Origin of the sequence: Microbacterium forte, from assembly GCF_031885415.1 — a bacterium.
GTDB classification, from domain to species: Bacteria; Actinomycetota; Actinomycetes; order Actinomycetales; family Microbacteriaceae; genus Microbacterium; species Microbacterium forte.
Genome location: NZ_CP116871.1, coordinates 3404685 through 3426963, shown reverse-complemented (window position 1 = coordinate 3426963; position 22279 = coordinate 3404685). Strand labels below are relative to the sequence as shown.

Genomic DNA, 22279 nt, shown 5'->3' with positions numbered 1-22279 from the left:
TCCAGGAGAAGGACGAGGGGTTGTTCCGGCACCTCTCCGTGCCACTGTGCAAGCGTAGTGCGGCCCGGCGCCGGGCGGTAACCCCCGAGGCGTGTCGATCAGAGCATGCGAGAGGTCTGTCTCGCGATCTCGAGCTCCTCGTCGGTGGGCACGACGAGCACGGTGACCCGCGAGTCGTCGGTGGAGATCCGTCGGATGCCGCGCTGCCGCGCGGTGTTGCGCCCCTGATCGATCTCGACCCCGGCGAATCCGAGCGTGGCCATCGCCTCTGCGCGCACGACGGCCGCGTTCTCGCCGACCCCCGCGGTGAAGGAGATCACGTCGACCCCGCCGAGCTGGGCGATGTACGACCCCGCGTAGGCGCGCAGGCGGTGGATGTAGACGTCGAACGCGAGCGTCGACGCCGCGTCTCCGGCATCCCTGCCCGCGAGGATGTCGCGCATGTCGCTGTGCCCCGCGAGTCCCTTCAGGCCGCTGCGCGAGTTCAGGAGCACGTCGAGATCGTCGATCGAATATCCGGCTCTCCGCGACAGATGCACCAGCGCCGCGGGGTCGAGGTCTCCCGAGCGGGTTCCCATCACGAGCCCTTCGAGCGGCGTCAGCCCCATCGACGTCTCGACCGATCGTCCACCGTCGATCGCGGTCACCGATGCGCCGTTGCCGAGGTGGAAGACGATCTGCCGCAGTGTGCCGAGGTCGCGTTCGAGGAACGCGGCGGCCGATTCGCTCACGAACTGGTGGCTCGTGCCGTGGAATCCGTATCGACGCACCCGGTGCTCGGCGGCGAGCTCGGCGTCGATCGCGTACGTGTAGGCGGCCGGAGGGAGGGTCTGGTGGAAGGCCGTGTCGAACACGGCGACGTGCGGCACGCCGGAGAACACCGCCTTCGCCGCGACGATCCCGGCCAGGTTCGCCGGGTTGTGCAGCGGGGCGAGCACCGAGAGCTCCTCGATCTGCTCCTCGACGTTCTGAGTCACGAGCGTCGGCGCATAGAACCGCGCCCCTCCGTGCACCACACGGTGACCGACCGCGACCGGAGGATGCTCGTCGAGCAGCGGACCATGCTCGGCGAACTGCTCGAGCATCACCGTGAAGGCCGCGCCGTGATCGGCGACGGGGCGCTCGGAGTCGTACGAGGCGTCGAGCATCGCCACGACCGCATCCGCAGTGGTGTCCGGACGGACCGTGTGCCGGACCGCGCTGAGGTCCTGACCTATCCGCTCGATGAGCCCTGCGGCGAGCTCGTTCTCGTTCTCGATGTCGATCAGGCTGTACTTGAGCGACGAGGACCCGCTGTTGATGACGAGGATCGCGCTCACGCCGTCGCTCCTTCGGACTGCGCCTGGATGGCGGTGATCGCCACGGTGTTGACGATGTCGTCGACCAGCGCACCGCGCGAAAGGTCGTTGATCGGCTTGTTGAGCCCCTGCAGCACCGGGCCGATCGCGACGGCGCCCGCCGAGCGCTGCACGGCCTTGTAGGTGTTGTTGCCGGTGTTGAGGTCGGGGAAGACGAAGACGGTCGCGCGGCCGGCCACCGCGGAGTCGGGGAGCTTCGCCTTCGCCACCGCGGCGTCTGCGGCGGCGTCGTACTGGATCGGTCCCTCGACGAGCAGCTCCGGGGCGCGCTCGTGCACGAGGGCGGTGGCCGCGCGGACCTTGTCGACGTCGGCCCCCGATCCCGATTCGCCGGTCGAGTACGACAGCATCGCGATGCGGGGCTCGATGCCGAACTGCTGCGCGGTCGCCGCAGACGAGATCGCGATGTCGGCCAGCTGCTCGCTGGTCGGATCCGGGATCACCGCGCAGTCGCCGTACACGAGCACGCGGTCGGCGAGCGCCATGAGGAAGACGCTCGACACGACGGTGACTCCCGGCTTCGTCTTGATGATCTCGAACGACGGACGGATGGTGTGTGCTGTCGTGTGGGCGGCGCCCGAGACCATGCCGTCGGCGAGCCCGAGGTGCACCATCATCGTTCCGAAGTACGAGACGTCGGTGACGGTGTCGGCCGCCTGTGCCAGTGTGATGCCCTTGTGCGCGCGCAGCCGCGCATACTCCGTCGCGAAGCGCTCGACCATCTCGGGATCGGTCGGGCTGATCACCTGTGCCGCCGAGATGTCGACGCCGAGCTCGACGGCGCGCGCCCGGATCGCCGACTCGTCGCCGAGGATCGTGAGGTCCGCGACCTCGCGCGCCAGCAGAGTGGCGGCCGCGCGGAGGATGCGATCGTCATCGCCCTCCGGCAGCACGATGCGCCGACGGTCGGAGCGTGCGCGCTCGATGAGTCCGTACTCGAACATCAGCGGAGTCACGACGCGCGACTCGGCGAGCCCCAGCTGGGTGGTGAGCTCGGCGATGTCGACATGGGTCTGGAAGAGCCCCAGCGCGCGATCGTAGCGGCCGCGGGACTCGGGAGAGATGCGACCCCGCGCTCCCATCACGCGCACCGCGGTGTCGTAGGTGCCCAGGTCCGTCGCGATGATCGGCACGGTCGAGGTGAAGCCGTCGAGCAGCTGCACGATCGGCTCGGGAAGAGGGAAAGGGCCGTTGAGGATGATGCCCGCGACCCGCGGGAACGTGCCGGAGGCATCGGCGAGCAGCGTCGCCAGCAGCACCTCGGTGCGGTCGGCGGGGATCACCACCACCGACTCCTCCGTGAGCCGGGGAAGCACGTTGACCATCGACATGCCCGCGACCACGATCGTCAGGGCCTCGCGGCCGAGACGATCAGGGTCGCCCTTGATGAGCCGGCCGTCGACGGCCGCGAGGATGCCGTCGATCGACGGCGCCACCAGCGTGCGGTCCTCGGGGATCGCCCAGACGGGCGTGGTCTTCTGCGGACGCACCGCTGCGACCGCCTCCTCGATCCCGTCGAGCTGCTCGGGGTCGGCTCGATTCACGATCACCGCGAACAGCTCGGCGCGCTCGACCTCGAGTTCGGAGAGCGCGAGCGCCCCGATCTGCCCGACCGCGGCGGGAGTGCGGGCGGTGGTGGTTCCCAGCTGCTCGGCCTGACGCTGCTGATCGCGACCGCTCAGCACGAGCAGCACGGGCGCAGCCAGGTTCGCGGCGATCCGGGCGTTGTACCCGAGCTCTGCGGGGCTGGCGACATCGGTGTAGTCGCTGCCGATGATGACCACGGCGTCGCACTGCGCCTCGACGGCCTTGAACCGAGCGACGATCGTCGAGAGCGCCCGGTCGGGATCGTCACGCACATCGTCGTAGGTCACGCCGATGCAGTCCTCGTAGTCGAGGTGCACTCCGTCGTGCGCGAGCAGCAGCTCGAGCACGTCGTCGCGGTCGGCGACCGACCGCGCTATCGGACGGAAGACGCCGACCCGCGGCGTGACGCGCATGAGCGCATCGAGCACACCGAGGGCGATGGTCGACTTGCCTGTATGGCCTTCGGCCGAGGTGATGTATATGCTCTGCGCCACAGCTCCACCCTAGGTGCACGACCTCATGATCTCGCTGGGTTGACAGCCGTGCGAAAACGCTCAGCAGGGCGTGGAGAGAGCGTCGACCACAGCCGTGGCATCCGACGCGTAGCGCGTGTAGTAGGTGGGGTCGACGTTGATCTGCACCCGGTGGATCGCGAGGGACGGATCCATCGACTGCCAGTCGGGCACCCTCGCGAGACGTTCGTAGAACAGCGTTGCGGCGGTCGCCGGGTCCATGCGCTGCTCTGCCGACCCCCACCAGTGCTGCTGCTGGAAGAGTCCGATGCTCGTCGTTCGGCTGCCGTCGGGGTTGGTGAACCCGATCGTCTCCCAGTCTCCGTAGTCGATGTTGTTCAGGCTGCTCTCCCCCATCGCCGTCATCACCCCGAGGATCTGACCGTCGCGACCGAAGCCGAGCGCGGTCGCCGTCTGCATGATGGTCGCGGCATTCTCGAGCTGCTCGCCCTGCCACCCCGCCACGCCCGACTCGGGGAACGTGGTCGGATCGGTGATGCAGATCGCCAGCGGTTTCTCGTGAGCGAGCCCCAGCGGGATCAGCACCGCGGCGAGCGCGACGACGATCACGGCCGCGACGGACACCGCGATGCGACGCAGCAGCTTCCCTCGGCGCATCCGCTGCTGCGCTCGACGACGCGGCGACGCACGACGCGTGCGCGAGCTCAGACGGGTCGGCGCCTTCCCTCTCGCCGACTTCCTGGCTGTCGGCTTTCTGCCGGCCGGCTTCTTTCCGGTCGGCTTCTTTCCGGCCGGTTTCTTGCGAGTCGCGGCTCCTCGGGTGCTCCGGGTCGTGCTCATGAGCCTCGGGTCATGGTGCTGCCTCTGCCGACGAACGCGGCGAGGCCGCCGCCGATCGCGCCGAACAGATGCGCCTGCCACGAGATGCCCTCGCGCACGCCGACGACGCCCGCGAGCATGGATCCGCCGTAGAGGCCGATGACGATGAGCGCGACGATCGCGTAGAGAACGCGGTGTGCCACTCTTCCCGGCGCGAAGACCCGCATCACGGTGTATCCGAAGTATCCGAAGACGAGGCCCGACGCCCCGACCGTCAACGCCCCCGGGGAGTTCACGAGCCACGTGCCGAGGCCGCCGATCACGGCGGCGAACGCGGTGACGGTCCAGAACCGGCGTACGCCCTCGACGGCGACGAGGCAGCCGAGCACGAGAAGCGGCACGGTGTTGCCGATCAGGTGCGCCCAATCCGCATGCAGAAGAGGACCGACGACGATGCCGCCGAGGCCCGAGAGATCCCACGACCGGAGCCCGAAGCCCGTGAAAGAGCCGGGGAGGACCGCGTCGACGAGCTGCACAGCCCACATCAGGGCGACGAGCAGAAGAGGCGCTGCGAAACGACCGAGAGCACTGGAGCGCGGGGAATCGGCGGTGCTGATCACATCTGGCCTTGTCACGTCACGATCCTGTCAGGACTGGCCCGGAGGACGCTGACAAAAAGAAAGTGACCCTCCGCGCACCCAGCAGAGCCCGGTTACCCTTGCTGCGTTTCCGCCCTGGGGGAATTGGCCTGGATGCCGCCACGCGGAGAGCCGTCGACAAGTCTAGCCGATGTCGGCACCCGCTCTTTGACAGACTGGGCAGGTCATGGATCCCGTCACCGCCACTCCCCTGTCGACGTGGCGCTTTCCGGGCACACTTCGCACCTACCAGGCCGAGGTCCTCGAGCGTCTCGCACCGGGAGGAGCGGGTCCGCTGCACATCGTCGCCCCGCCCGGCTCCGGGAAGACCCTGCTCGGCCTGCTGCTCGCCGCACGCGAAGGCCATCGCACCCTCGTGCTCTCGCCGACGGTGACGATCCGCCAGCAGTGGGTGCGCACCGCTGGGGCGCTGGCACCGCACGCCGCGGCCGTCTCGGACGACCCCGCGCGGATCGGCGATCTGACGGCACTGACCTATCAGCTGCTCAGCGTGACCGGAGACGGCTCGCCGTTCGACGACCTCGCGCGCTCGGTGTGGGTGGAGGAGCTCACGGCGAGCGGGCGCGTGGAGGCGGACGCGGCGACGTGGCTCGCCGAACTGGCGATCGACAATCCGGGGAGGTACCGCTCCGGCATCCGCACCCGCTCCCGGCGCCTGCGCTCGCACTTCGCGAGGCGACGGCCCGCCGACCTCGCCCGCGTGCTGCATCCGAACGCCGTCGCCCTGATCGATCGTCTCGTGGCCGCGGGTGTGCGCACGGTCGTGCTCGACGAATGCCATCACCTTCTCGATCACTGGGCCATCGTGGTCGCGTACCTCGCCGGTCGCATCCGCGAGAGCGGCGTCGAACCGCTGCTGATCGGCCTGACCGCGACCCTTCCCTCTCCCGACGACGAGACCGAGTTCGAGAACTACAGCCAGCTGCTCGGCGAGGTCGACTACGAGGTGCCGACCCCCGCCGTGGTGAAGGAGGGCCATCTGGCCCCCTATCGCGACCACGTGATGTTCACCGAGCCCACGCCCGCAGAGGCCGGATTCATCCGTCGTCACGAGGCCCTGCTGCACGAGATGATCACCCGGGTGCTGTCGACGCCCGACGCGGTGACGTACCTCGAGCATCAGCTGCAACCGGCAGGGGACTCCGACGGCGAGGGAACGCCGCTCACACGCCTCGACCGTGCGTTCTCTGCAGACTTCCCCCTCACACGATCCTGCGCTGTCGTGCTGCGCGAGGTCGCGCCGCGGCATCCGCTCGTCGCTGCGATCCCGCCGGTGCTGCTCGAGCGCTGCACCACCGACGACCTGCTCACGGTGCTCTCGCGCTTCGCCCAGGTGCGACTGCTGTCGGACCCCGCCGCCGCGCGACAGTGGGAGTACGTCCGACGCTCTCTGGCCGACTTCGGCTATTCCCTCACCGACCGCGGCATCCGTCGCGGCCGCAACCCGGTCGAGAGCACCCTGGCATTCTCGGCGGCGAAGGATCATGCGGCCGTCGAGATCATCCGCCGAGAGCTCGACGGCGACGACGGCGACCGCATCCGCGCCGTCGTCGTCACCGACTTCGTCGAGCACGGTAACAACCGAGGGCTGTCCGGCGACGCTCCGGCCGGGGCACTGCGCACGTTCGATCTGCTCGCCGTCGACGACGCCACCGCGGCGCTCCGGCCCGTGCTGCTCACCTCCGGGCACCTGCGCGTCCGCGCCGACGATGCGGTCGACCTCGCCCGGGCGCTGGCCGAGCTGATCGGCGAACCCGTCGAGGTCGCCGCGGGCATCGGGCCCGTGCGCGATCTCGAGGTGCGGGGCGTCGGAAGCGGACGTCTCGTCGGCGCGGTGTCGGAACTGATCCGCCGAGGCGACGTGCGGCTGCTCGTCGGCACCCGCGGACTTCTGGGCGAAGGCTGGGACTGCCCGGCCGTCAACACCCTGATCGACCTCACGACCGTGGCCACCTCATCGGGCACACAGCAGCTTCGGGGCCGCACCCTGCGGCTGGATCCGGACTGGCCGGAGAAGGTCGCGCACAACTGGTCGGTCGTCTGCCTGATCCCCTCGGATGTCGACCTCGACGACTCGTCTGAACCGGCTCGACTGCGCCGCCGTCATTCGCACCTGTGGGGTCTGAGCGCCGACGGCGACGGTCGGATCGTGAGCGGACTCGGCCACGCGCTCCCCACCGCGGCCGCCGAGGCATGGGAGCGAGTGCTCGACAAGGACATGTCCACCTCGATCGGCGATCTCGACGCGCTGCTGCGCGAACGGTGGCCGACCCGGAGCAGCACCAGGAGCGAGTGGCGGATCGGCGAGCGATATGAACCGCGCGAACGTGAGGTCGTGGCGGTGCGTCGTGCCCCGCGCGCACCGCTGCTGCGCACTGGGCAGGCAGCGGGTGCCGGCGCTGTGGGAGCCTTCGTCGCCGGAACGGCCGGAGTCGGCGGGCTCGTCGGCGTGCTCATCGCGTCGGGAGCCGATGTCGCCCCGCTGCTGTGGACCGCGCTCGCGCTCGGCGGTGGCGCCGCCGCTGCCGCCGTCTCATCGCTGCGGATGCTCGCCCGGCTGCTGCGCGACCGTCGGCGGCCCGCCGGGATCTACCGGGCGGCAGCGATCGCCGTCGCCCGCACCCTGCGCGACGCGAACCGGATCGGCCCCGTCGACGACGCCATGATCGTGGCACGACCGGACGATGCGGATCCGACCCGGATCCGCATCGAACTGGGAGGCTCAGCCCACGACGCGCGCGTGATCGCAGACGCCGTGGAGGAGCTGTTCGCGCCGGTACGCACTCCGCGTTTCCTGCTGCGCATCGACGCCGCCGGCCTGACACGTCTGCGACTGCTCGAGCGGCTCGCCGATCGCCTCTCGCCCGGACGCACTCTGCTGGCGGTGCCTCGGCTGATCGCTCGCCGTCGCGGTGACGCCGAACGCTTCCGCGAGCACTGGCAGGCGCTGATCGGCACCTGCACGCTGCACGAGCTCACCGGAGTGCAGGGGCTCGCGCTGCTGCGGATCGCCCGCAGCGCCGACGATCGACTCGACGCCGCGGAGCCCCGCGCCCGTGTCTGGGGCTGACGGTCGCGTCGCGACCGCACCGCGCCCCGGACCCGGAGCACGGTTCCCACCCCATCCGTAGACAGCCGGGTTACGATCAGATCACGCGCACCGCAGCGCTCACGCGAGAGGGAACGCATGCCAGAGAATCCGCCCCTGACCCCGGCCGTCGTCGATGCCGAGCAGTTCGCCGCGCAGACGTCTGCCATCGTCGAGTCTGTCGGACGGGTCATCGACGGAAAGCCGGATGCCGTGCGGAGCGCTCTCGTGTGCCTGCTCGCCGAGGGCCACCTGCTGATCGAAGACGTACCGGGAGTCGGCAAGACGGTGCTGGCGCGCGCGCTGGCCGCGAGCGTGGATGCCACTGTGCGCCGCATCCAGTTCACCCCCGACCTCCTCCCCGGTGATGTGACGGGCGTGAGCGTCTACAACCCCGTCGACCGGGAGTTCGAGTTCAAGCGCGGCGCGGTGTTCGCGCACATCGTGATCGCCGACGAGATCAACCGCTCTTCTCCGAAGACGCAATCCGCGCTGCTCGAAGCCATGGAAGAGGGGCAGGTGACCGTCGACGGATCGACGCACATGCTTCCCAACCCCTTCCTGGTCGTGGCGACCCAGAATCCTCTCGAGATGGAGGGCACCTACGCCCTGCCCGAAGCTCAGCGCGACCGCTTCATGATGCGCATCTCGATGGGCTACCCCGACGCGGCGGCCGAAGCCCTCATGCTCCGCCAGCGCGACACGGTGAACCCGCTCGCCGCGGTGCGAGCCGTCGCGAACGCGGGGTCGGTCTCGGGGCTGATCGCCTGGGCTCGCTCGGTGCACGTCGCCCCGGCGCTCGAGGAGTACACGGTCGCTCTCGCCCAGGCGACCCGCGCCGACCCCAACCTGCACCTCGGCGCGAGTCCGAGGGCGACCCTGCAGCTGATCCGGGCCGCGAAGGTCTGGGCGGCGCTCGATGGACGCGACTTCGTGATCCCCGACGACGTGACGGCGCTGATCGTCCCTGTTCTCGCGCACCGTCTTCTTCCGGCCCGTGGGGCGCACCGTGCGGGCGCCCAGCCCGTAGAAGCGGCCCTGCGACAGATCGTCGAGCGCGTGCGGGTGCCCGTGACGGCGCGCTCCTGACCCTCAGCTCGCCATGCCACACCGTCGAACCCTCACCCTTCGGGGCACGGGTGCGCTCCTCTCCGGTCTCGGCTGCCTGATAGCGGCGAACATGGTCGGCGCGCCGATCCTGCTCTACATCGGCGTCCTCCTGCTCGCGCTCACCGCCTTCTCGGTGCTCGTCGTGCGGGTGCCGCGCCGTGCGGGCACGGTCACTCGTCAGATCTCGACCGACCTGTTGACGGTCTCGGAGACCTCTCGCGTCACGCTGCGCTTCACTCTGCGCGCCCTGCGCGTGCCGCGAGGTCTCTGGCGCGATGTGCTCCCGCCCGCGGTCACCGGCGATTCGGCCGGCGAGTACCCGTCGGAGACCGGCCAGCTGAGCTACCTGATCACCGGTGTGCGGCGCGGTGTATGGCCGATCGGTCCACTGGTGCTGCGAACGGTCGACCCGTTCGGCCTCGCCCAGCGCGAGCAGGCGTTCGGCGAGACCCGCTCCGTGACGGTCGTGCCCGAGGTGTTCACACTCGCGCCGCTGACCGTAAAGGTCGGCGCCGCCGGCGGCACAGCGCACACCTCGTCGAGCCGACTCGGGCAGGGCAGCGACAATCTGTCGCCGCGGCGCTACATTCCCGGCGACTCGATGCGTCGCATCCATTGGAGGGCGACCGCGCACCGCGGGCAGCTGATGGTGCGCCAGGAAGAGGAGGAGTCGAGCCCCGACGCGCTCGTGATCCTCGACCGAAGCGCGGCGCGCTGGGCGCGCCCGGGTGACGACGAGGATCGAGCGTTCGAGACCGCCGTGTCGATGTGCGCCTCCGTCGCCGTGCACCTCGTGCAGGAGGGATACGGCGTCGACGTGATCGACAGCAGCGGCACGCTCCTGGGCACCCTGCGCGGTCACGAAGACGACCGCGACGGTCTGCTCGTCGCCCTCGCGCTGGTCGGCCCGCGCGGGGACGCACGCGACATCATGACCCTGGTCGGCGGCACCCCTCCCGGCCCGCTCGTCTACATCACCGGCGAGATCGACGAAGAGGATGCCGCCCTGCTGCGTCCCTCCGGCGCCGCGGCCCCGATGCTGTTCGCGACCGCGCCGCAGCGCGGTGCCGCAGCGGCAGCCGAGCAGCACGGCTGGCGTTTCGCGCGACTGGGCGACGATGTCGCAGAGGCGTGGGAAGACGTGCTGCCCGACCGCATCGGCGGCCCCGCCGAGCAGCGGGGAGCGACCGATGTCGCGAGCTGAGCGAGAAGCCGAGCGCGGATCCCGCCTGTCGTGGCACCGCGAACACGAGCTGCCAGCCGGCACGGTCGTGCCGTCGGTGCTGGCCGCGGCCGCCGGGCTCGTCGCGATGTGGCCGTTCACGTCGGTCATCGAGCCGGGCACGTGGTCGTTCGCGGTCCTGGCGGTGGTCGTCGTCACCGCGCTCACCGGCATGGCGTCGCGCACTCTGATGCGCGGCCGTCCGACCTGGGCGCGCGACCTCGTCACCATCGCCGTGCAGATCGTGGCGGTGATGGGCACCGTGACCCTGCTCGTCGCCGGCGACACCGCGGTGTTCGGCCTCTTCCCCACCGACGCGACCTTGTTCACATTCCAGGCGCTCGCGGCCGCGGCGTGGGAGGAGATCACGTTCGGCTCTGCGCCGATCGCCGCCTCCCCCGGACTCGAAGCCGTGATGGGCGTGGGCTTCGGCATCGTCGCCATCCTGCTCGACCAGCTGGTCGCGCAGCGCGGAGCGATCCTCGCCAGCCTTCTCACGGCCGTCGTCGGATCCGTGCCGATGATCGTCACCCTCGGCGGAGTCAACGTCGTCTGGTTCGTGATTCTCGGCATCCTGATCCTCGCCCTGCTGGGGTACACGGCGGCTCAGAACCCCGAATCGCCCCGACGCACATCGGTGGCGGTGGCTGCGGGCGTCGGCGTCGCGGCGCTCGCGGCGACCGTGATCGTCGCACCGGTCCTGCCGGTGTCGGCGAGCCTCGCGGGCACAGGCACGGGCGTCACGGTCGATGCGTCACTGCGGCTCAGCGATGACCTGCGCCAGCCGAACCCGGTCGAGGTGCTCACGTTGGCGACGACGGCCGATACGGCGCCCTACCTGCGACTCACGACGCTGTCGACGTTCAACGGACGTGTGTGGGAGCCGGATCGCGGCGACCTGCAGGCGCAGAGCGAGGGATTCGGCCCCGCCGAGTGGACGGACGACATCGCGACCACCGACCAGAACACCTCCATCAGGGTGATCCGGATGTCGAGTTCCTGGCTTCCGGTGCCCTACCCCGCCACGAGCGTGCAGGGTCTCCCCTCGACCTGGAGGGTGAGCCCGGAGAACCGCACTCTGGCATCTCGCAGCGCGGATGCCGTCGGCAACGACTACACGGTGCGGTCGCTCGAGGTGTCGCCGACCCTCGAGCAGATTCGCGCGCTGCCCGCCGCTGCACCGATCGTCGATCCCGGCACGGAGCCCGTCGAGCTGCCTGAGGTCATCGGCGAGACGGCGGCAGGCGTCACCGCTGACGCCACGAACGACTACGACCGGCTGATCGCGCTGCAGTCGTGGTTCCGCAGTCAGTTCTCCTACTCCCTGGAGACGCCGGTCGATGAGGGTTTCGACGGCACCGGCGCGGACGCGGTCGCGCGGTTCCTCGATGTGAAGTCGGGGTACTGCATCCACTTCGCCGGCGCGTTCGCGCTCATGGCGGAGAGCCTCGACATGGAGGTGCGCATCGTCGTCGGCTACCTGCCCGGCGCCCTGACCGAGACCACGCGCGGCGACGAAGCCGTGTACTCGGTCTCCAGCGACCAGCTGCACTCGTGGCCCGAGGTTCTCTTCCCCGGCGTCGGATGGGTGCCCTTCGAGCCGACCGCCTCTCTCGGGGTGCCCACGTCCTTCTCCGCCGCGGCGACCGCAGGCGGCGGTTCGGGCGGTGCTGCCACACCGGCTCCGACCGCCGCCCCCAGCACCGAGCAGACGTCGGGGCCCGAGCTCGAGCGTGAAGACGCGGGCGACAACGCCGGCGCGACCGGAGAGCTCCGGCGACTGGACCCGACCCCTGTCGTGCTGACGACGCTCGGCGTGCTGGTGGTGCTGCTGCTGCCCGCATTCGCTCGTCTCGCACTGCGCATCGCCCGGCGCGGACGCGCACGAGGCGGTGACGCAGGGACGGCCTGGACCGAACTCCGGGCGACCATGCAGGATCTCCGCCTGCCGCTGTCGGATGCCGAGACGCCGCGCATGCGCGGCGACGATCTCATCAGGGACAGCCGGGTGGATGCCTACGCCATGCGGGTGCTCGTCGAAGCGGTCGAGCACGCCAGCTACGCGCGCCCCTCGGCGAGCGCGATGCGAGATCTCGACGCGGCTCTCGTCGAGGTGACGGCTCAGCTGCGCCGCAGTGTCGACAGGTGGACGAGACTGCACGCGTTCCTGCTTCCGCGATCGCTCTTCGCGAGCCGACGCACCGACGTGCCGCTGCTCACCTGAGCTCGCGCGTCGCGGCCCGACGAGGGCGCACGCGATGAGATCAGGCCGCGTGCAGGTCGCAGCGCACGGTGTCGCACGATTCGCAGACCACGAACTGGGTGCGGCACGCGAGATCGGGGCAGTTCGCCGTGCGCTTGGTCGCCGTGCCGCAGCCGGCGCACTCGCCGATGACGGCCGCGTGATCCGTGAAGTCGACGGATCCGCGCTTGTCGAACACGTAGAGCGAGCCCTCCCACAGGCCGTCGTCGCCGTACTGCTCGCCGTAGCGGACGATGCCGCCTTCGAGCTGGTACACCTCGCCGAATCCGCGCGCGGTCATCAGGCTGGAGAGCACCTCACAGCGGATGCCGCCTGTGCAGTAGGTGACGACCGGCTTGCCCTTGAGGTCGTCGAAAGCGCCGGAGTCGAGCAGCTGCACGAAGTCGCGTGTGGTCTCCGTGTCGGGAACGACGGCTCCCCGGAAGCGGCCGATCTGCGCTTCGAGCGCGTTGCGGCCGTCGAAGAAGACGACGTCGTCGCCCCGCTCGCCCACCAGGTCGTGCAGTTCCTCGGGGGTGAGTCGGGTGCCGCCGCCGACGACGCCCTGCTCATCGACGCGCAGCTCGCCCGGCGCTCCGAACGACACGATCTCGTCGCGCACTTTGACGCTCAGCTTGGGAAAGTCGAGACTGCGACCATCGGCGTCGACGCCGGTGCCCTCGCTCCACTTGATGTCCGCGTCCGAGAACGGAGCGTAGGACCGGAACGAACGCGCCCATTTCTTGAGCGCCGGCAGGTCACCGCCGAGAGTGCCGTTGACTCCGTCCTTCGAGATCAGGAGCCGGCCACGCAGCCCGAGCGCTTCGCCGAGGTCGCGCTGCCACACCCGGATCGCGTCCGGATCGGCGAGCGGGGTGAAGACATAGAAGAGAACGATCTTGGGTGTTGCCACCCGGCGATCTTACGTCGGCCACCTGACCGCCCGCCCTCGCGGGGGCTCGAGACTGCTACTTCACATCGCGGTTCATGAACGACAGCCCCGCAGCGACCAGCGCACCCAGCACCCAGGCGGCCGTGACCAGCCCGGCCGTTGGGCTGTCGATCCCCTCGTCCGGCAGGATGCCGAGCGCGGAGACATCGAACCGCAAGGCTTCGAGCATCGCGAGGAGAGGGAGGTAGACAGCGCCGGATCTCCAGAAGATCACCACGAGAACCGCGACGCTCATGGACATCGGAGCAACGAACAGCGCGACGAGATGGGCCTGCACGACGATTCCCACCCCCAGCCCCCAGAGTCCGGCCAGTGCGCCGAGACACAGGGTCGATCCGAGCGAGGACCACTCCAGCGGGAGACCGCCCATGGCCACCGACAGCGCTGCGTGTCCGCCGACGGCTCCAGCGAGAGCGACGATCGCTCCGCCGACGGCGGAGGCAGGCATCCTGACGAGAAGAGTCGCCCACCGAGGCTGCAGCATCAGACGCTGAGCGACGACACCGTCTCTCCTGTCGACGGTGTATCGGAAAGAACCGTAGGCGGCCGCGAGAACTGCTCCATAGGTCGCGAGCACCGCTTCGTACGGCGCCGCGAAAGCGGCTCGGACGTCAGGCGGTGCATCCGCGAGTTCCGGCGGGATGTTCGTCGCCACCGAAAGCGACAGCACGAGCCCTGCCACCGTCACCCAGAACAGCACGACATCGCGCGCGAAGCCGCGGGCGTGAGCTCGGAGGGCCCGGCCGATCACGCGACCTTCCTTCGCCCCATGCCCCATGCCGCGGCGACCAGCACGACAGCCCACGCGAGCGCGAGGCAGAGGGCGGGACCGAACTCGAGCAGTCGGTCCTGGTATCCGGGAACGCCCAGCGCGGCCAGAACCAGCCCGGGCGAGAACTTCGCCAGCTCCGGCGCAGTGCGCAGCAGGGCGAACTCCACGACCATGGGAAGGACGAGGATGATCGCTGCGGTCACGTAGTAGTTCCTGGTGATCCAGCCGATGGCCCCACCGATGAATGCGCCGAGAACCACCCCGACGAGCGCACCCGCGTAGATGCGCCACGCGCTGCCGGTGAGCGCGAGCGTCGATCCGTTCCGAGCCAGGAAGACGGAGACGCCCACCGTCCAGACCACGAAGATGCAGAGCGACAGCGCGACCGCGACGACGGCACCGGCGACGATCTTCCCCGAGAAGGCACGAGCGAACCCGACCCCGGTGAGCGTTCTGTCCATCGAGCCGTAGTAGCACTCGCGGGTGACGCCGTAGGCGCCGACGAACGCCGCGGAGATGGCCGACCAGGCGAGCGGCTCCAGAAGCCGGGCGGTGGCCGTCGCGGGATCGAGGCCGGCGAGGTCGAAGCGCGAACCGTCCGAGAACAGCACGAAGACGGGCATCAGGACGGCCACCAGGTAGACCGCCAGGATGGACGACCCGCTCACCGAGCGCAGGGCTTCGCTTCGGACGGTGTCCTTCATGCGGATGCTCCTTCAACGAGATCGAAGTACTTGCTCTCGAGCGAGTCGGCGTCGCTCGTCACGAGGTCGCCGAGCCTCCCGGCGAAGAGCGCGCGCCGCTTGATGACGACGACCTCGTCGACGACCTGCTCGAGCTCAGCGAGCTGGTGGCTGGCGATCAGGACGGTGCCGCCGCGTTCCGAATAGCCGCGCAGGAATCTGCGGAGCCAGCGGATGCCGTCGGGATCGAGCCCGTTGGCCGGCTCGTCCAGGATGAGTGTCCGTGGCGAGCCGATGAGGGCAGCAGCCAGCCCGAGTCGCTGGGTCATCCCGGTCGAGAAGGTCTTCACGCGGCGACGGGCATCTGCCGCGAGACCGACCTCCTCGAGCACCTCGTCGACTCGGCCACGAGGCGCCCCGGCCGCGAGCCGGCAGATCTCCAGATGCCGCCTGGCCGTGATGCCGCCCTCGAATCCGAAGCCGTCCATGTGGACGCCGACGTGAGACGCGGGGTTGTCGAGCTCCGAGAACGGCCTGCCGTCGATGAGGCTGTCGCCCATCGTCGGCCTCAGCAGGCCGACGATCGTTCGCAGCGTCGTCGATTTGCCTGCGCCGTTCGGCCCCAGAAGACCCACGATCGACCCGTACGGCACGGCGAACGACAGCTCTTCGACTGCGGCCCGATCTCCGTACTTCTTCGTGAGTCCTCGAACCTCGATCGCGTGATCGTTCATGCTCATTCCTTTCCCACCTCTCCGCTCTGAAGAGATGACAGTGGCATCTCCACACCGGTCACCCAGAGCGTCTGCCACAGACTTCTCACACCGAGTTCGACTCGCGCCTGCCCGGTCGCAGGCAGGGAGCGGCTCTCTCCGATCACGTCCACCCCGGCGATGATCACTGCGGCGACCGTCGCACCGTCCGCCGTGATCGGGAACAGCGCCTCGAGCGGCACACGCGTCGGCTCCGGCTCCCGCGACATGACAGTTCCTCTACCGACCTGCTCGTTCGCGAGGATGCCGTTGCTCATCAGGACCACACGCGCACCCTCAGGCACGTCTGTCTCGGCTGCCGCTGCTGTGTCGCCGGCATGCAGAAGGATCACACGGTCGCCGTGTGCGACGAATCCGAACGTGGCGGTCACCGGGACGGGAATCACGGCCCCGGCGATCACGATGCCCGCGACCAGTGCGGTGACGACGAAACAGAAACGGAGCCGCGCGACACCCGACCGCAGCACACGACGAAGGGCCTTGCTGAGAAGCACGACGCCGGCGAGCGCGACGACGGCCTCGAGCGCGACGACGAGCACGCCGAGGACCGGTCCACCGCCGGCAAGCGCTCGAGCTATGCGTGCGACGGCGAAGACCACCAGCACGACCGGGGTGACGAGACTCGCGAGACCGAACGGCACACTCCACCACGTGTTCAGGGTCTTGGTCATCCGCTGAGCTCCGAACAGCAGACCGGTCAGGAAGTTCGAGCCGTCGAGGATCGCGCGACCCCGGAGGTTCGGCTCGTCCAGAGCGCTCATGAGCGCGAGGTACCCGTCGAACCGCACGAAGGGGATCAGATTCAGGAGAACGATGGCGCCGCAGGAGACGGCGAGGAGCAGCGCTGCCTGGTGGATCAAGGGGTGACGGAGCATCAGCGCCGCGAGAAGCGCGGTCGCGCCGACGACAGCGTGCACCGCAGGCCCTGCCAGCGCGATCGCGACGCGCTGGCGGCGTTCGGGGAGCCGCCATCCGTCCGTCACGTCCACGAAGAACGCGGGACTCAGGTAGAAGAGCATGAAGCCCGCCCGGCGCGGTCTGCCTCCGAACCTCGTGAGCGTGAGTCCGTGGGCGCTCTCGTGGAGCAGCGTCATGAGCGAGAGCGCTCCGACGAGATACACCAGCGCGATGAGCGGCACCGGCGAGGTGAGGGCGTCGCGCAGCTCCTCCGCCTGAGCGGCTGCGGCAAGAAGTCCCAGACAGATCAGCACCGCAGCGGACACCTGCATCGCTCGGCGTGGGAGCGGGACGATCAGTCGGTCCAGACGACCGAAGATGGCGGGTGCGCGGAGCGTCGCGATCTGCAGAGTGAATGGGGGCCGATAGACCAGGCGGCCGGGTGGGAGCTTCTCGCCGCCCTCGAGGAGCCCACAGGTGTCGAAGCGCTGGGCCAGTTGCAGAAAGTTCTCCCACGACTCGGAAGGGGCGAAGCGCCGGTGCAGATCCTGCAGCGCCGTTTCGCCGTTCATCGCTCGCATCAGGTCGACGACCGCTCGAGAGACCCTCGATGACGGCACACCGTGGATCATCGCGATCCACGTCCCGTCTTCGGCCGCCTGTTCGAAGTCGACTCCGGAGGCGAGGCGAGGGCGCGCGTCGGCACTGAGCGCGTCTTCCACCGAGTGAGACTGTCGGCGTCGAGGGAGGCTACCGGGAGGCATCGTCATCCCTCGCCCCCGAGTGTCCCGCGAATGTCGTGGTGAGCAGAACGATGTCCTCTCCGCCGAGCGTCCGAACGGGAGAGACGGCCGGAACGGCGAACCCCGCGTGAACGAGCTCTCGCGAGAGGAGCACGTGGTCGAGCACTCTCAGACGGCTCGTGAGAACTGTCACGTCGCCGCCCTCCACCAGGTCGGCGACGCGAACCCAGTTGACGATGCGCGCCGCGCCATCCTCTTCCACCTGCTGAGAGAACACATAGGTCTCCGCGCCGTCAGGACCGGGGACCTCGATCTCGCAGTCTGTCGACACAGAGAAGCTCTCCGCGGAGGCGTTTCCGGCAACCGTGAAGGCGAAGACGCCGTGAGCTGTGAGGTGGCGTCGCACAGTGGCGTAGAGGAGGGACCTCCCCACACGATCGAGCAACGTGATGGAGGTCGCTCCGATGATCACGAGCCCGAACTGCTGCGGCAGCGAGAAGTCGCGCATGTCCGCGACGACGCACTCGAGCGTCGCGTGGTCCGGCAGCGTCCGACGCAGACGGGAGAGCATGTCGTCGGAAAGATCGATCGCGGTCACCCGCTTGCCCGATCTGACCAGCGGGACGGTCAACCTCCCACTCCCCGCCGCCACATCGAGGATCGGTCCTTCGGTTCCTCTCGCGAGCGCGAGCATCTCTCTGATCTCCGCACGGTCGGACCCGACCAGCCGGTCGTAGAAATCAGTGCCGGCACCCGAATACAGATCCTGCTCCTTGGGCACCGCTCCGACCGTGCGGAGCCTCGCCACTACGGCTTCAGTAAGAGAACTGGACATTCACGCATCACCTCTCAGCGGGGAAAACGGGGTGCGGGCGCGTCGAACCCACCCGCACCCCTTCGGTCAGGTCGCGATCGCTGCCGCACCGCCGATGATGGCGATGATGTAGCTCGCGTGCTCCCACCATTCGAGTGGTGCATCGATGTGGTCGAGCTCCACGAACTCGAGCGACTCCGTCTGCATCTACTACCTCCTCGGTATGCCTTGCGAAGGCGGTTTCTATGTCAGCGCGATGATTCCGATGATCACGCCGACGGCGAATCCGCGGGTCCAATCAAGGGCGTCATCCGGCGCCTCCATGGCCTCCAGTTCGGTGAACTCGAGGGTCGGCATTGCTGCGTGCATACTCACCTCCCTCCCCTTTCGTCTTGTCTGCTCGACAGGATCACGTCGCTGCGGCAGCGCCGATCCCGATCAGCACCAGCGCACTGATCGCGCCCTGATAGAAGCTCTCCCAACTGGGGGCATCCATTCCCTCCAGCTCTTGGAACTGGACACTCGTGTGCACGCTTTCGTTCATCTCATTCACCTCCTTCGCTCCAGTAGGAATCACGGAGCAGATCGCAGAAGTCGTCCGCGAAGAGCCCCGCGAGCATCGGGTAGCGGTTTCCCCACGCCGTTTCCGCGGCGGCGGAAATGCGATGGATCGTCTGGGCGGTGGGCCGTGGCGGAGTCGGGATCCCCCAGCGGTCGATGAGCGCGGCGATACCCGCTGGGGGGTCGAGGGGCAGTGCCACCCGCCCGGCTACACCCGTCCAGAACTCTTCGAGGCTCTCGCGATCTCCCCACCGCGGGTCTCCCGAGCACACTCGACGCCAGACCGCCGCGATGACCGCAACCGTGGCGACCATCTTGCGAACCTCCAGAGCGAAGGCGACTTCGTTGGCCACATACCAGTGGCGGGCGCTGTAGGGATCCTGCCCTCTCAGCGCCCCGCTGCGCTGAGTCGCCGCGCTCAGACGGGCGAGACGCAGGCGTGAGGCGGCGGCATTCACCTCGCCGGAGGCCGTTTCGAGAAGGGCGCCTCCGATCACGACCGCGTCGCGTCGCCCTCTGGCACTTCGCCGTGAGCTCGTGGATGCGCCTGCGAGACGGAGGAACGCCTCGAGTGCGCCCTCCCTGACCGAGGCCGGCGTGAGGGTCATCAGATTGCAGGGATCGATGATGGCGTGTCGGGGTCTCAGGGAGCGCCCGACGATGAGCCGATAACCTCTTTCGTGCTTGAGGATGCCGACGCTGTTCGTCTCCGACGAGGTACCGAGCGTCGTGGGCACCGCCACGACGTCCACGGCCGGCCGGGCATCCGGCAGGAATGTCAACGCCGACCTCGACGCGCGTTCGACGGCGAAGTCGAAGGTTCGCCCCGGGGCGAGCGAGAGCGATGCGATTTTGGTGGCATCGAGAATGCTCCCGCCGCCGACGGCCACGATCACGCTCGGGGGCCGACGAGCGATCTCCTGCGCTATCCCGACGACAACTGCGACGGTCATGGAGTGAGCGTCCACCTCGATGGTTCTGGCCGAACGGTCGACGACGTGTGTTGCGACCGACGAATCCGCGATCACGAGGGTCTCGCGATCGGCGGTGAGCCGCGTGGTCGTCTGCCGCGTGATGCCGCGCCCGTGCCAGAGCGTCGGAACCCGACCGGCGAACTCAGAGCTCACGCTGATGCTCCTGCACCTGCGCGACGCCGGCGCGCACAGCCGAATCGATCTCGAGAAGTTCAGTCGCGCTGAACCCGTATGCCGGCATCAGTTCGATGGCGCTGGGGCCGGGCTGCACGAGCACACCCTTCTCCGCGATGGCGGCCACGACACGGAGAACTTCGGCGCCGGTGAGCTGACTCGCATCCTGGTTGCGAAGGGTCAGCCCCACGAAGCACCCCCGCCCTGTCACCTCAGCGACGACCCCGTCGGACTTCAGCCGAGTCGCCAGGTGCCACAGGTCTGCCGCCAGCGCTCGCGTGGTCGACTCCACGTCGATACGGCGCAGCTCTTCGATCACCGCGACGATGGCAGCCGCACACGCCGGCGTCCCCGCCTGCGTCTCGCCATGGACGAAGGTCCAGCCGCCGCGCACGAACTCGGACGCCACGCGAGCGCCCACCAGCAGCGCAGCGGCGCCCGTTGCGCCGTTCGTCAGCGCTTTCGACAGAACGAGCACGTCTGGCGCGGCAGCCCACTCATCTGTGGCGAACATCGTGCCGGTGCGTCCGAAGCCCGTCGCGACCTCGTCCGCGACGATCAGGAAGCCGTATTCCTCTCGCAGGTCGAGGATCCGGGATATGAAAGCGTCGGACAACGGGTGCGCGCCGCTGCCCAGGACGGGCTCCACGACCACTGACGCGACCCTGGAGCCTTCCCGCTTCAGCAGCGCCTCCAGCTCCTCTCCGTCATCGCTGTGAGACACATGCCGCACCGACCTCCGGTCGACGGAGTAGACGGATTGCAGGAGGTCGTCTCCGCTCAGTGCGTGGCTGCCGTACATCGTGCCGTGATAGCTGCCTTTCAGACCCACGACCAGCGAACGCGACGCGGCTCCTTGCTGCGCCCAGTACTGCCGTGCGAGTTTCATCGCGGAGTCGTTCGCTGCCCCGCCCGACGTGCAGAAGATGACACGGCTGTACCGGCTGGGGTCGGCGAGTTCGATCAGCGCTTCGGCCGCGACCTCGGCGTATCGATGCGGTGCGCGGAACAGGGTCAGGTACGAGGCGTCGTGCGTCGCTCTGCTGACGGCGTCAGCGACCGCACGATTTCCGAAACCGAGAGGAACGTTCCACAGTCCGCTCGTCGCGCTGAGGCGTGTGGATCCGTCCGCGAACTCGATGCGATTTCCGGCGGCCCTGACAGCGACCCGTTCTTGCGTGAAGGTGGCGTCTGCGGGGAGCATCGACGTCCACAACGCGTGCGGAACACTCATCGCCCGCTGCCCGAAGCCGTGTGGCGTGACGCGTGGGCCCGTGTGCCGAAATGGATGTTGAGTGCGGTGGCAGCGTCGCGGCACAGGGCGTTCGCGTCAGACTCGGACAAGCCGCACTCCCGAGCCAATCGATCGACCGCGATCTCAGGTGTGCTCGAGGTCTGAGTGGCATCGACGACCTTGGCTGTCATCGGCGACAGCAGCTGCCGACGCAACGTCGTCACGTCGGCGAGCACGAAGCCGCCTGAGGTCTCGAGCAGGAACGGATCCGAGGCCGACGGTTCGGCGTCGGCGCGGGCATCATCGACGAACGACCAGCCGAATCCCGAGATCTTCTCGACGCCGTTCGCCAAGCGGAGCATCTTGATGAGGTCCGTCGCGTGCAGATAGCGACCGATCCAGCCGCGGCCGGTCAGGCCCTCGATGAGTGCCTGTCTGGGCACCATGCCTCCTAGCGCCACAGCCCGAGGCAAGCGGGACTCGATCACGGTCGCCAGCTCGTCGACCTCGCCGATGACCTCGCCCTGCAGACCGACGCTGATCCGACCGTCCGAGCCCACCCTGATCGCGCTCGGAGTCGCGAGTTCGCCCGGTGCCGCAAGCGCGCGGCGGTTCGCGAGCAGCACCCGCGGGTCGATCAATGACGACGGGAAGACTCCCGTGCGACGAGCGAGATCGGCGTCGTCGAGGAACGACTGCCAACCGGTCTCGTCGAAGAAGCCCACCGTTGTGGGTCCGATGATCTGCACGAACGCCGCAGCGACGTAGTCCTGGAGCTCGACGCCGCGTTCGCCGAAGAACAGCTCGTCACCGACCTCACTCAGCGCACCCGTGAAGCGAATGGCATCGGCCGGTCCGTCATAGGGGCCGCTCTGCGCGTGCAGCAGAACCGCGTCGTCTTCGCGGGCCACCGCGGCGACTGTCTCCGCTGAGGCGCCGCTCTCGACGAGGAACACCCGCGAGTACTGCTCCTGCTCACCGGTGATCCATTCACGGAGCGCCCGTGCCCCGACGAGCTCCGGTTCGTGCCTCTTCCGCGATGCCTCACTCGTGCTGATGTGCATTTCTCCCCAGAAATGTCGGGATGCCTTTCGGGCATCGGCGCGTCCTCATATGAGGCTATATATCCATCAAATGTGCTGCA

Annotated in this window: 20 protein-coding genes and 1 other RNA gene; 4 read left to right on the top strand and 17 right to left on the bottom strand. The window is 68.8% G+C overall.

Features of this window, described 5'->3' with window-relative positions; translation table 11 throughout:
* Window positions 1–98: 98 nt before the first annotated feature.
* The 5 genes from OB895_RS16565 to ffs form a co-directional block, all read right to left on the bottom strand.
* Window positions 99–1319 carry an acetate/propionate family kinase gene (locus OB895_RS16565; RefSeq protein ID WP_042539632.1) on the bottom strand — a complete coding sequence of 407 codons (1221 nt, stop codon included), beginning with the start codon at window positions 1317–1319 and terminating at the stop codon, window positions 99–101.
* Window positions 1316–3439 carry a phosphate acetyltransferase gene (gene pta, locus OB895_RS16560; RefSeq protein ID WP_079113334.1) on the bottom strand — a complete coding sequence of 708 codons (2124 nt, stop codon included), beginning with the start codon at window positions 3437–3439 and terminating at the stop codon, window positions 1316–1318. Before pta ends, OB895_RS16565 begins: the two co-directional genes overlap by 4 nt.
* Window positions 3440–3499: 60 nt before the next feature.
* On the bottom strand, window positions 3500–4258 hold the full coding sequence (locus OB895_RS16555) for a hypothetical protein (protein WP_228385552.1): 759 nt from the start codon (window positions 4256–4258) through the stop codon (window positions 3500–3502).
* On the bottom strand, window positions 4255–4872 hold the full coding sequence (locus OB895_RS16550; RefSeq protein ID WP_228385553.1) for a rhomboid family intramembrane serine protease: 618 nt from the start codon (window positions 4870–4872) through the stop codon (window positions 4255–4257). Before OB895_RS16550 ends, OB895_RS16555 begins: the two co-directional genes overlap by 4 nt.
* 43 nt (window positions 4873–4915) lie before the next feature.
* Window positions 4916–5012, bottom strand: an RNA gene (gene ffs, locus OB895_RS16545) — signal recognition particle sRNA small type.
* Window positions 5013–5062: 50 nt separating this feature from the next.
* Here ffs and OB895_RS16540 point away from each other — a divergent pair.
* From OB895_RS16540 to OB895_RS16525, 4 genes are all read left to right on the top strand, one after another.
* Window positions 5063–7966: a hypothetical protein gene (locus tag OB895_RS16540; RefSeq protein WP_311878306.1), complete on the top strand. Its 2904-nt coding sequence runs from the start codon at window positions 5063–5065 to the stop codon at window positions 7964–7966.
* Window positions 7967–8083: 117 nt separating this feature from the next.
* Window positions 8084–9073: an AAA family ATPase gene (locus OB895_RS16535; protein ID WP_042539622.1), complete on the top strand. Its 990-nt coding sequence runs from the start codon at window positions 8084–8086 to the stop codon at window positions 9071–9073.
* Window positions 9074–9086: 13 nt separating this feature from the next.
* Complete coding sequence (locus OB895_RS16530; RefSeq protein WP_079113337.1) at window positions 9087–10298, top strand: DUF58 domain-containing protein; 1212 nt, start codon at window positions 9087–9089, stop codon at window positions 10296–10298.
* Window positions 10285–12540, top strand: coding sequence for a transglutaminase TgpA family protein (locus tag OB895_RS16525; protein WP_311878303.1), 2256 nt, complete (start codon window positions 10285–10287; stop codon window positions 12538–12540). Before OB895_RS16530 ends, OB895_RS16525 begins: the two co-directional genes overlap by 14 nt.
* A gap of 40 nt (window positions 12541–12580) precedes the next feature.
* Here OB895_RS16525 and trhO read toward each other — a convergent pair whose 3' ends face one another.
* The 12 genes from trhO to mpaB all read right to left on the bottom strand — a co-directional run bounded on the left by trhO (window position 12581) and on the right by mpaB (window position 22199).
* The gene (trhO, locus tag OB895_RS16520; RefSeq protein ID WP_042539616.1) at window positions 12581–13471 is read right to left on the bottom strand and encodes an oxygen-dependent tRNA uridine(34) hydroxylase TrhO; all 891 of its coding nucleotides are present in this window, start codon (window positions 13469–13471) and stop codon (window positions 12581–12583) included.
* Window positions 13472–13526: 55 nt separating this feature from the next.
* Window positions 13527–14261, bottom strand: coding sequence for a hypothetical protein (locus tag OB895_RS16515; protein WP_079113339.1), 735 nt, complete (start codon window positions 14259–14261; stop codon window positions 13527–13529).
* The gene (locus tag OB895_RS16510) at window positions 14258–14986 is read right to left on the bottom strand and encodes an ABC transporter permease (RefSeq protein ID WP_079113340.1); all 729 of its coding nucleotides are present in this window, start codon (window positions 14984–14986) and stop codon (window positions 14258–14260) included. The genes OB895_RS16515 and OB895_RS16510 overlap by 4 nt, the downstream gene beginning before the upstream one ends.
* Complete coding sequence (locus OB895_RS16505) at window positions 14983–15699, bottom strand: ATP-binding cassette domain-containing protein (protein WP_079113341.1); 717 nt, start codon at window positions 15697–15699, stop codon at window positions 14983–14985. Before OB895_RS16505 ends, OB895_RS16510 begins: the two co-directional genes overlap by 4 nt.
* Window positions 15700–15701: 2 nt before the next feature.
* Complete coding sequence (gene mpaP, locus OB895_RS16500; RefSeq protein WP_079113342.1) at window positions 15702–17357, bottom strand: daptide biosynthesis intramembrane metalloprotease; 1656 nt, start codon at window positions 17355–17357, stop codon at window positions 15702–15704.
* Window positions 17358–17385: 28 nt separating this feature from the next.
* Entirely contained in the window at window positions 17386–18159 is a 774-nt protein-coding gene (gene mpaM, locus OB895_RS16495) for a daptide-type RiPP biosynthesis methyltransferase (protein ID WP_311878300.1), read from the bottom strand.
* A gap of 120 nt (window positions 18160–18279) precedes the next feature.
* Window positions 18280–18399: an MpaA3 family daptide-type RiPP gene (mpaA3, locus tag OB895_RS16490; protein ID WP_309690458.1), complete on the bottom strand. Its 120-nt coding sequence runs from the start codon at window positions 18397–18399 to the stop codon at window positions 18280–18282.
* 36 nt (window positions 18400–18435) lie between these two features.
* Complete coding sequence (mpaA2, locus tag OB895_RS16485) at window positions 18436–18561, bottom strand: MpaA2 family daptide-type RiPP (protein WP_258184265.1); 126 nt, start codon at window positions 18559–18561, stop codon at window positions 18436–18438.
* 40 nt (window positions 18562–18601) lie between these two features.
* Complete coding sequence (mpaA1, locus tag OB895_RS16480; protein ID WP_257788257.1) at window positions 18602–18736, bottom strand: MpaA1 family daptide-type RiPP; 135 nt, start codon at window positions 18734–18736, stop codon at window positions 18602–18604.
* A 1-nt stretch (window position 18737) separates the two neighbouring features.
* On the bottom strand, window positions 18738–19880 hold the full coding sequence (mpaC, locus tag OB895_RS16475) for a daptide-type RiPP biosynthesis dehydogenase (protein WP_079113344.1): 1143 nt from the start codon (window positions 19878–19880) through the stop codon (window positions 18738–18740).
* Window positions 19870–21135: a daptide-type RiPP biosynthesis aminotransferase gene (mpaD, locus tag OB895_RS16470; RefSeq protein WP_079113345.1), complete on the bottom strand. Its 1266-nt coding sequence runs from the start codon at window positions 21133–21135 to the stop codon at window positions 19870–19872. Before mpaD ends, mpaC begins: the two co-directional genes overlap by 11 nt.
* Window positions 21132–22199 (bottom strand): daptide biosynthesis RiPP recognition protein, encoded by a 1068-nt coding sequence (gene mpaB, locus OB895_RS16465; protein WP_079113346.1) that lies wholly within the window; start codon window positions 22197–22199, stop codon window positions 21132–21134. Before mpaB ends, mpaD begins: the two co-directional genes overlap by 4 nt.
* Between the last annotated feature and the right edge of the window lie 80 nt (window positions 22200–22279).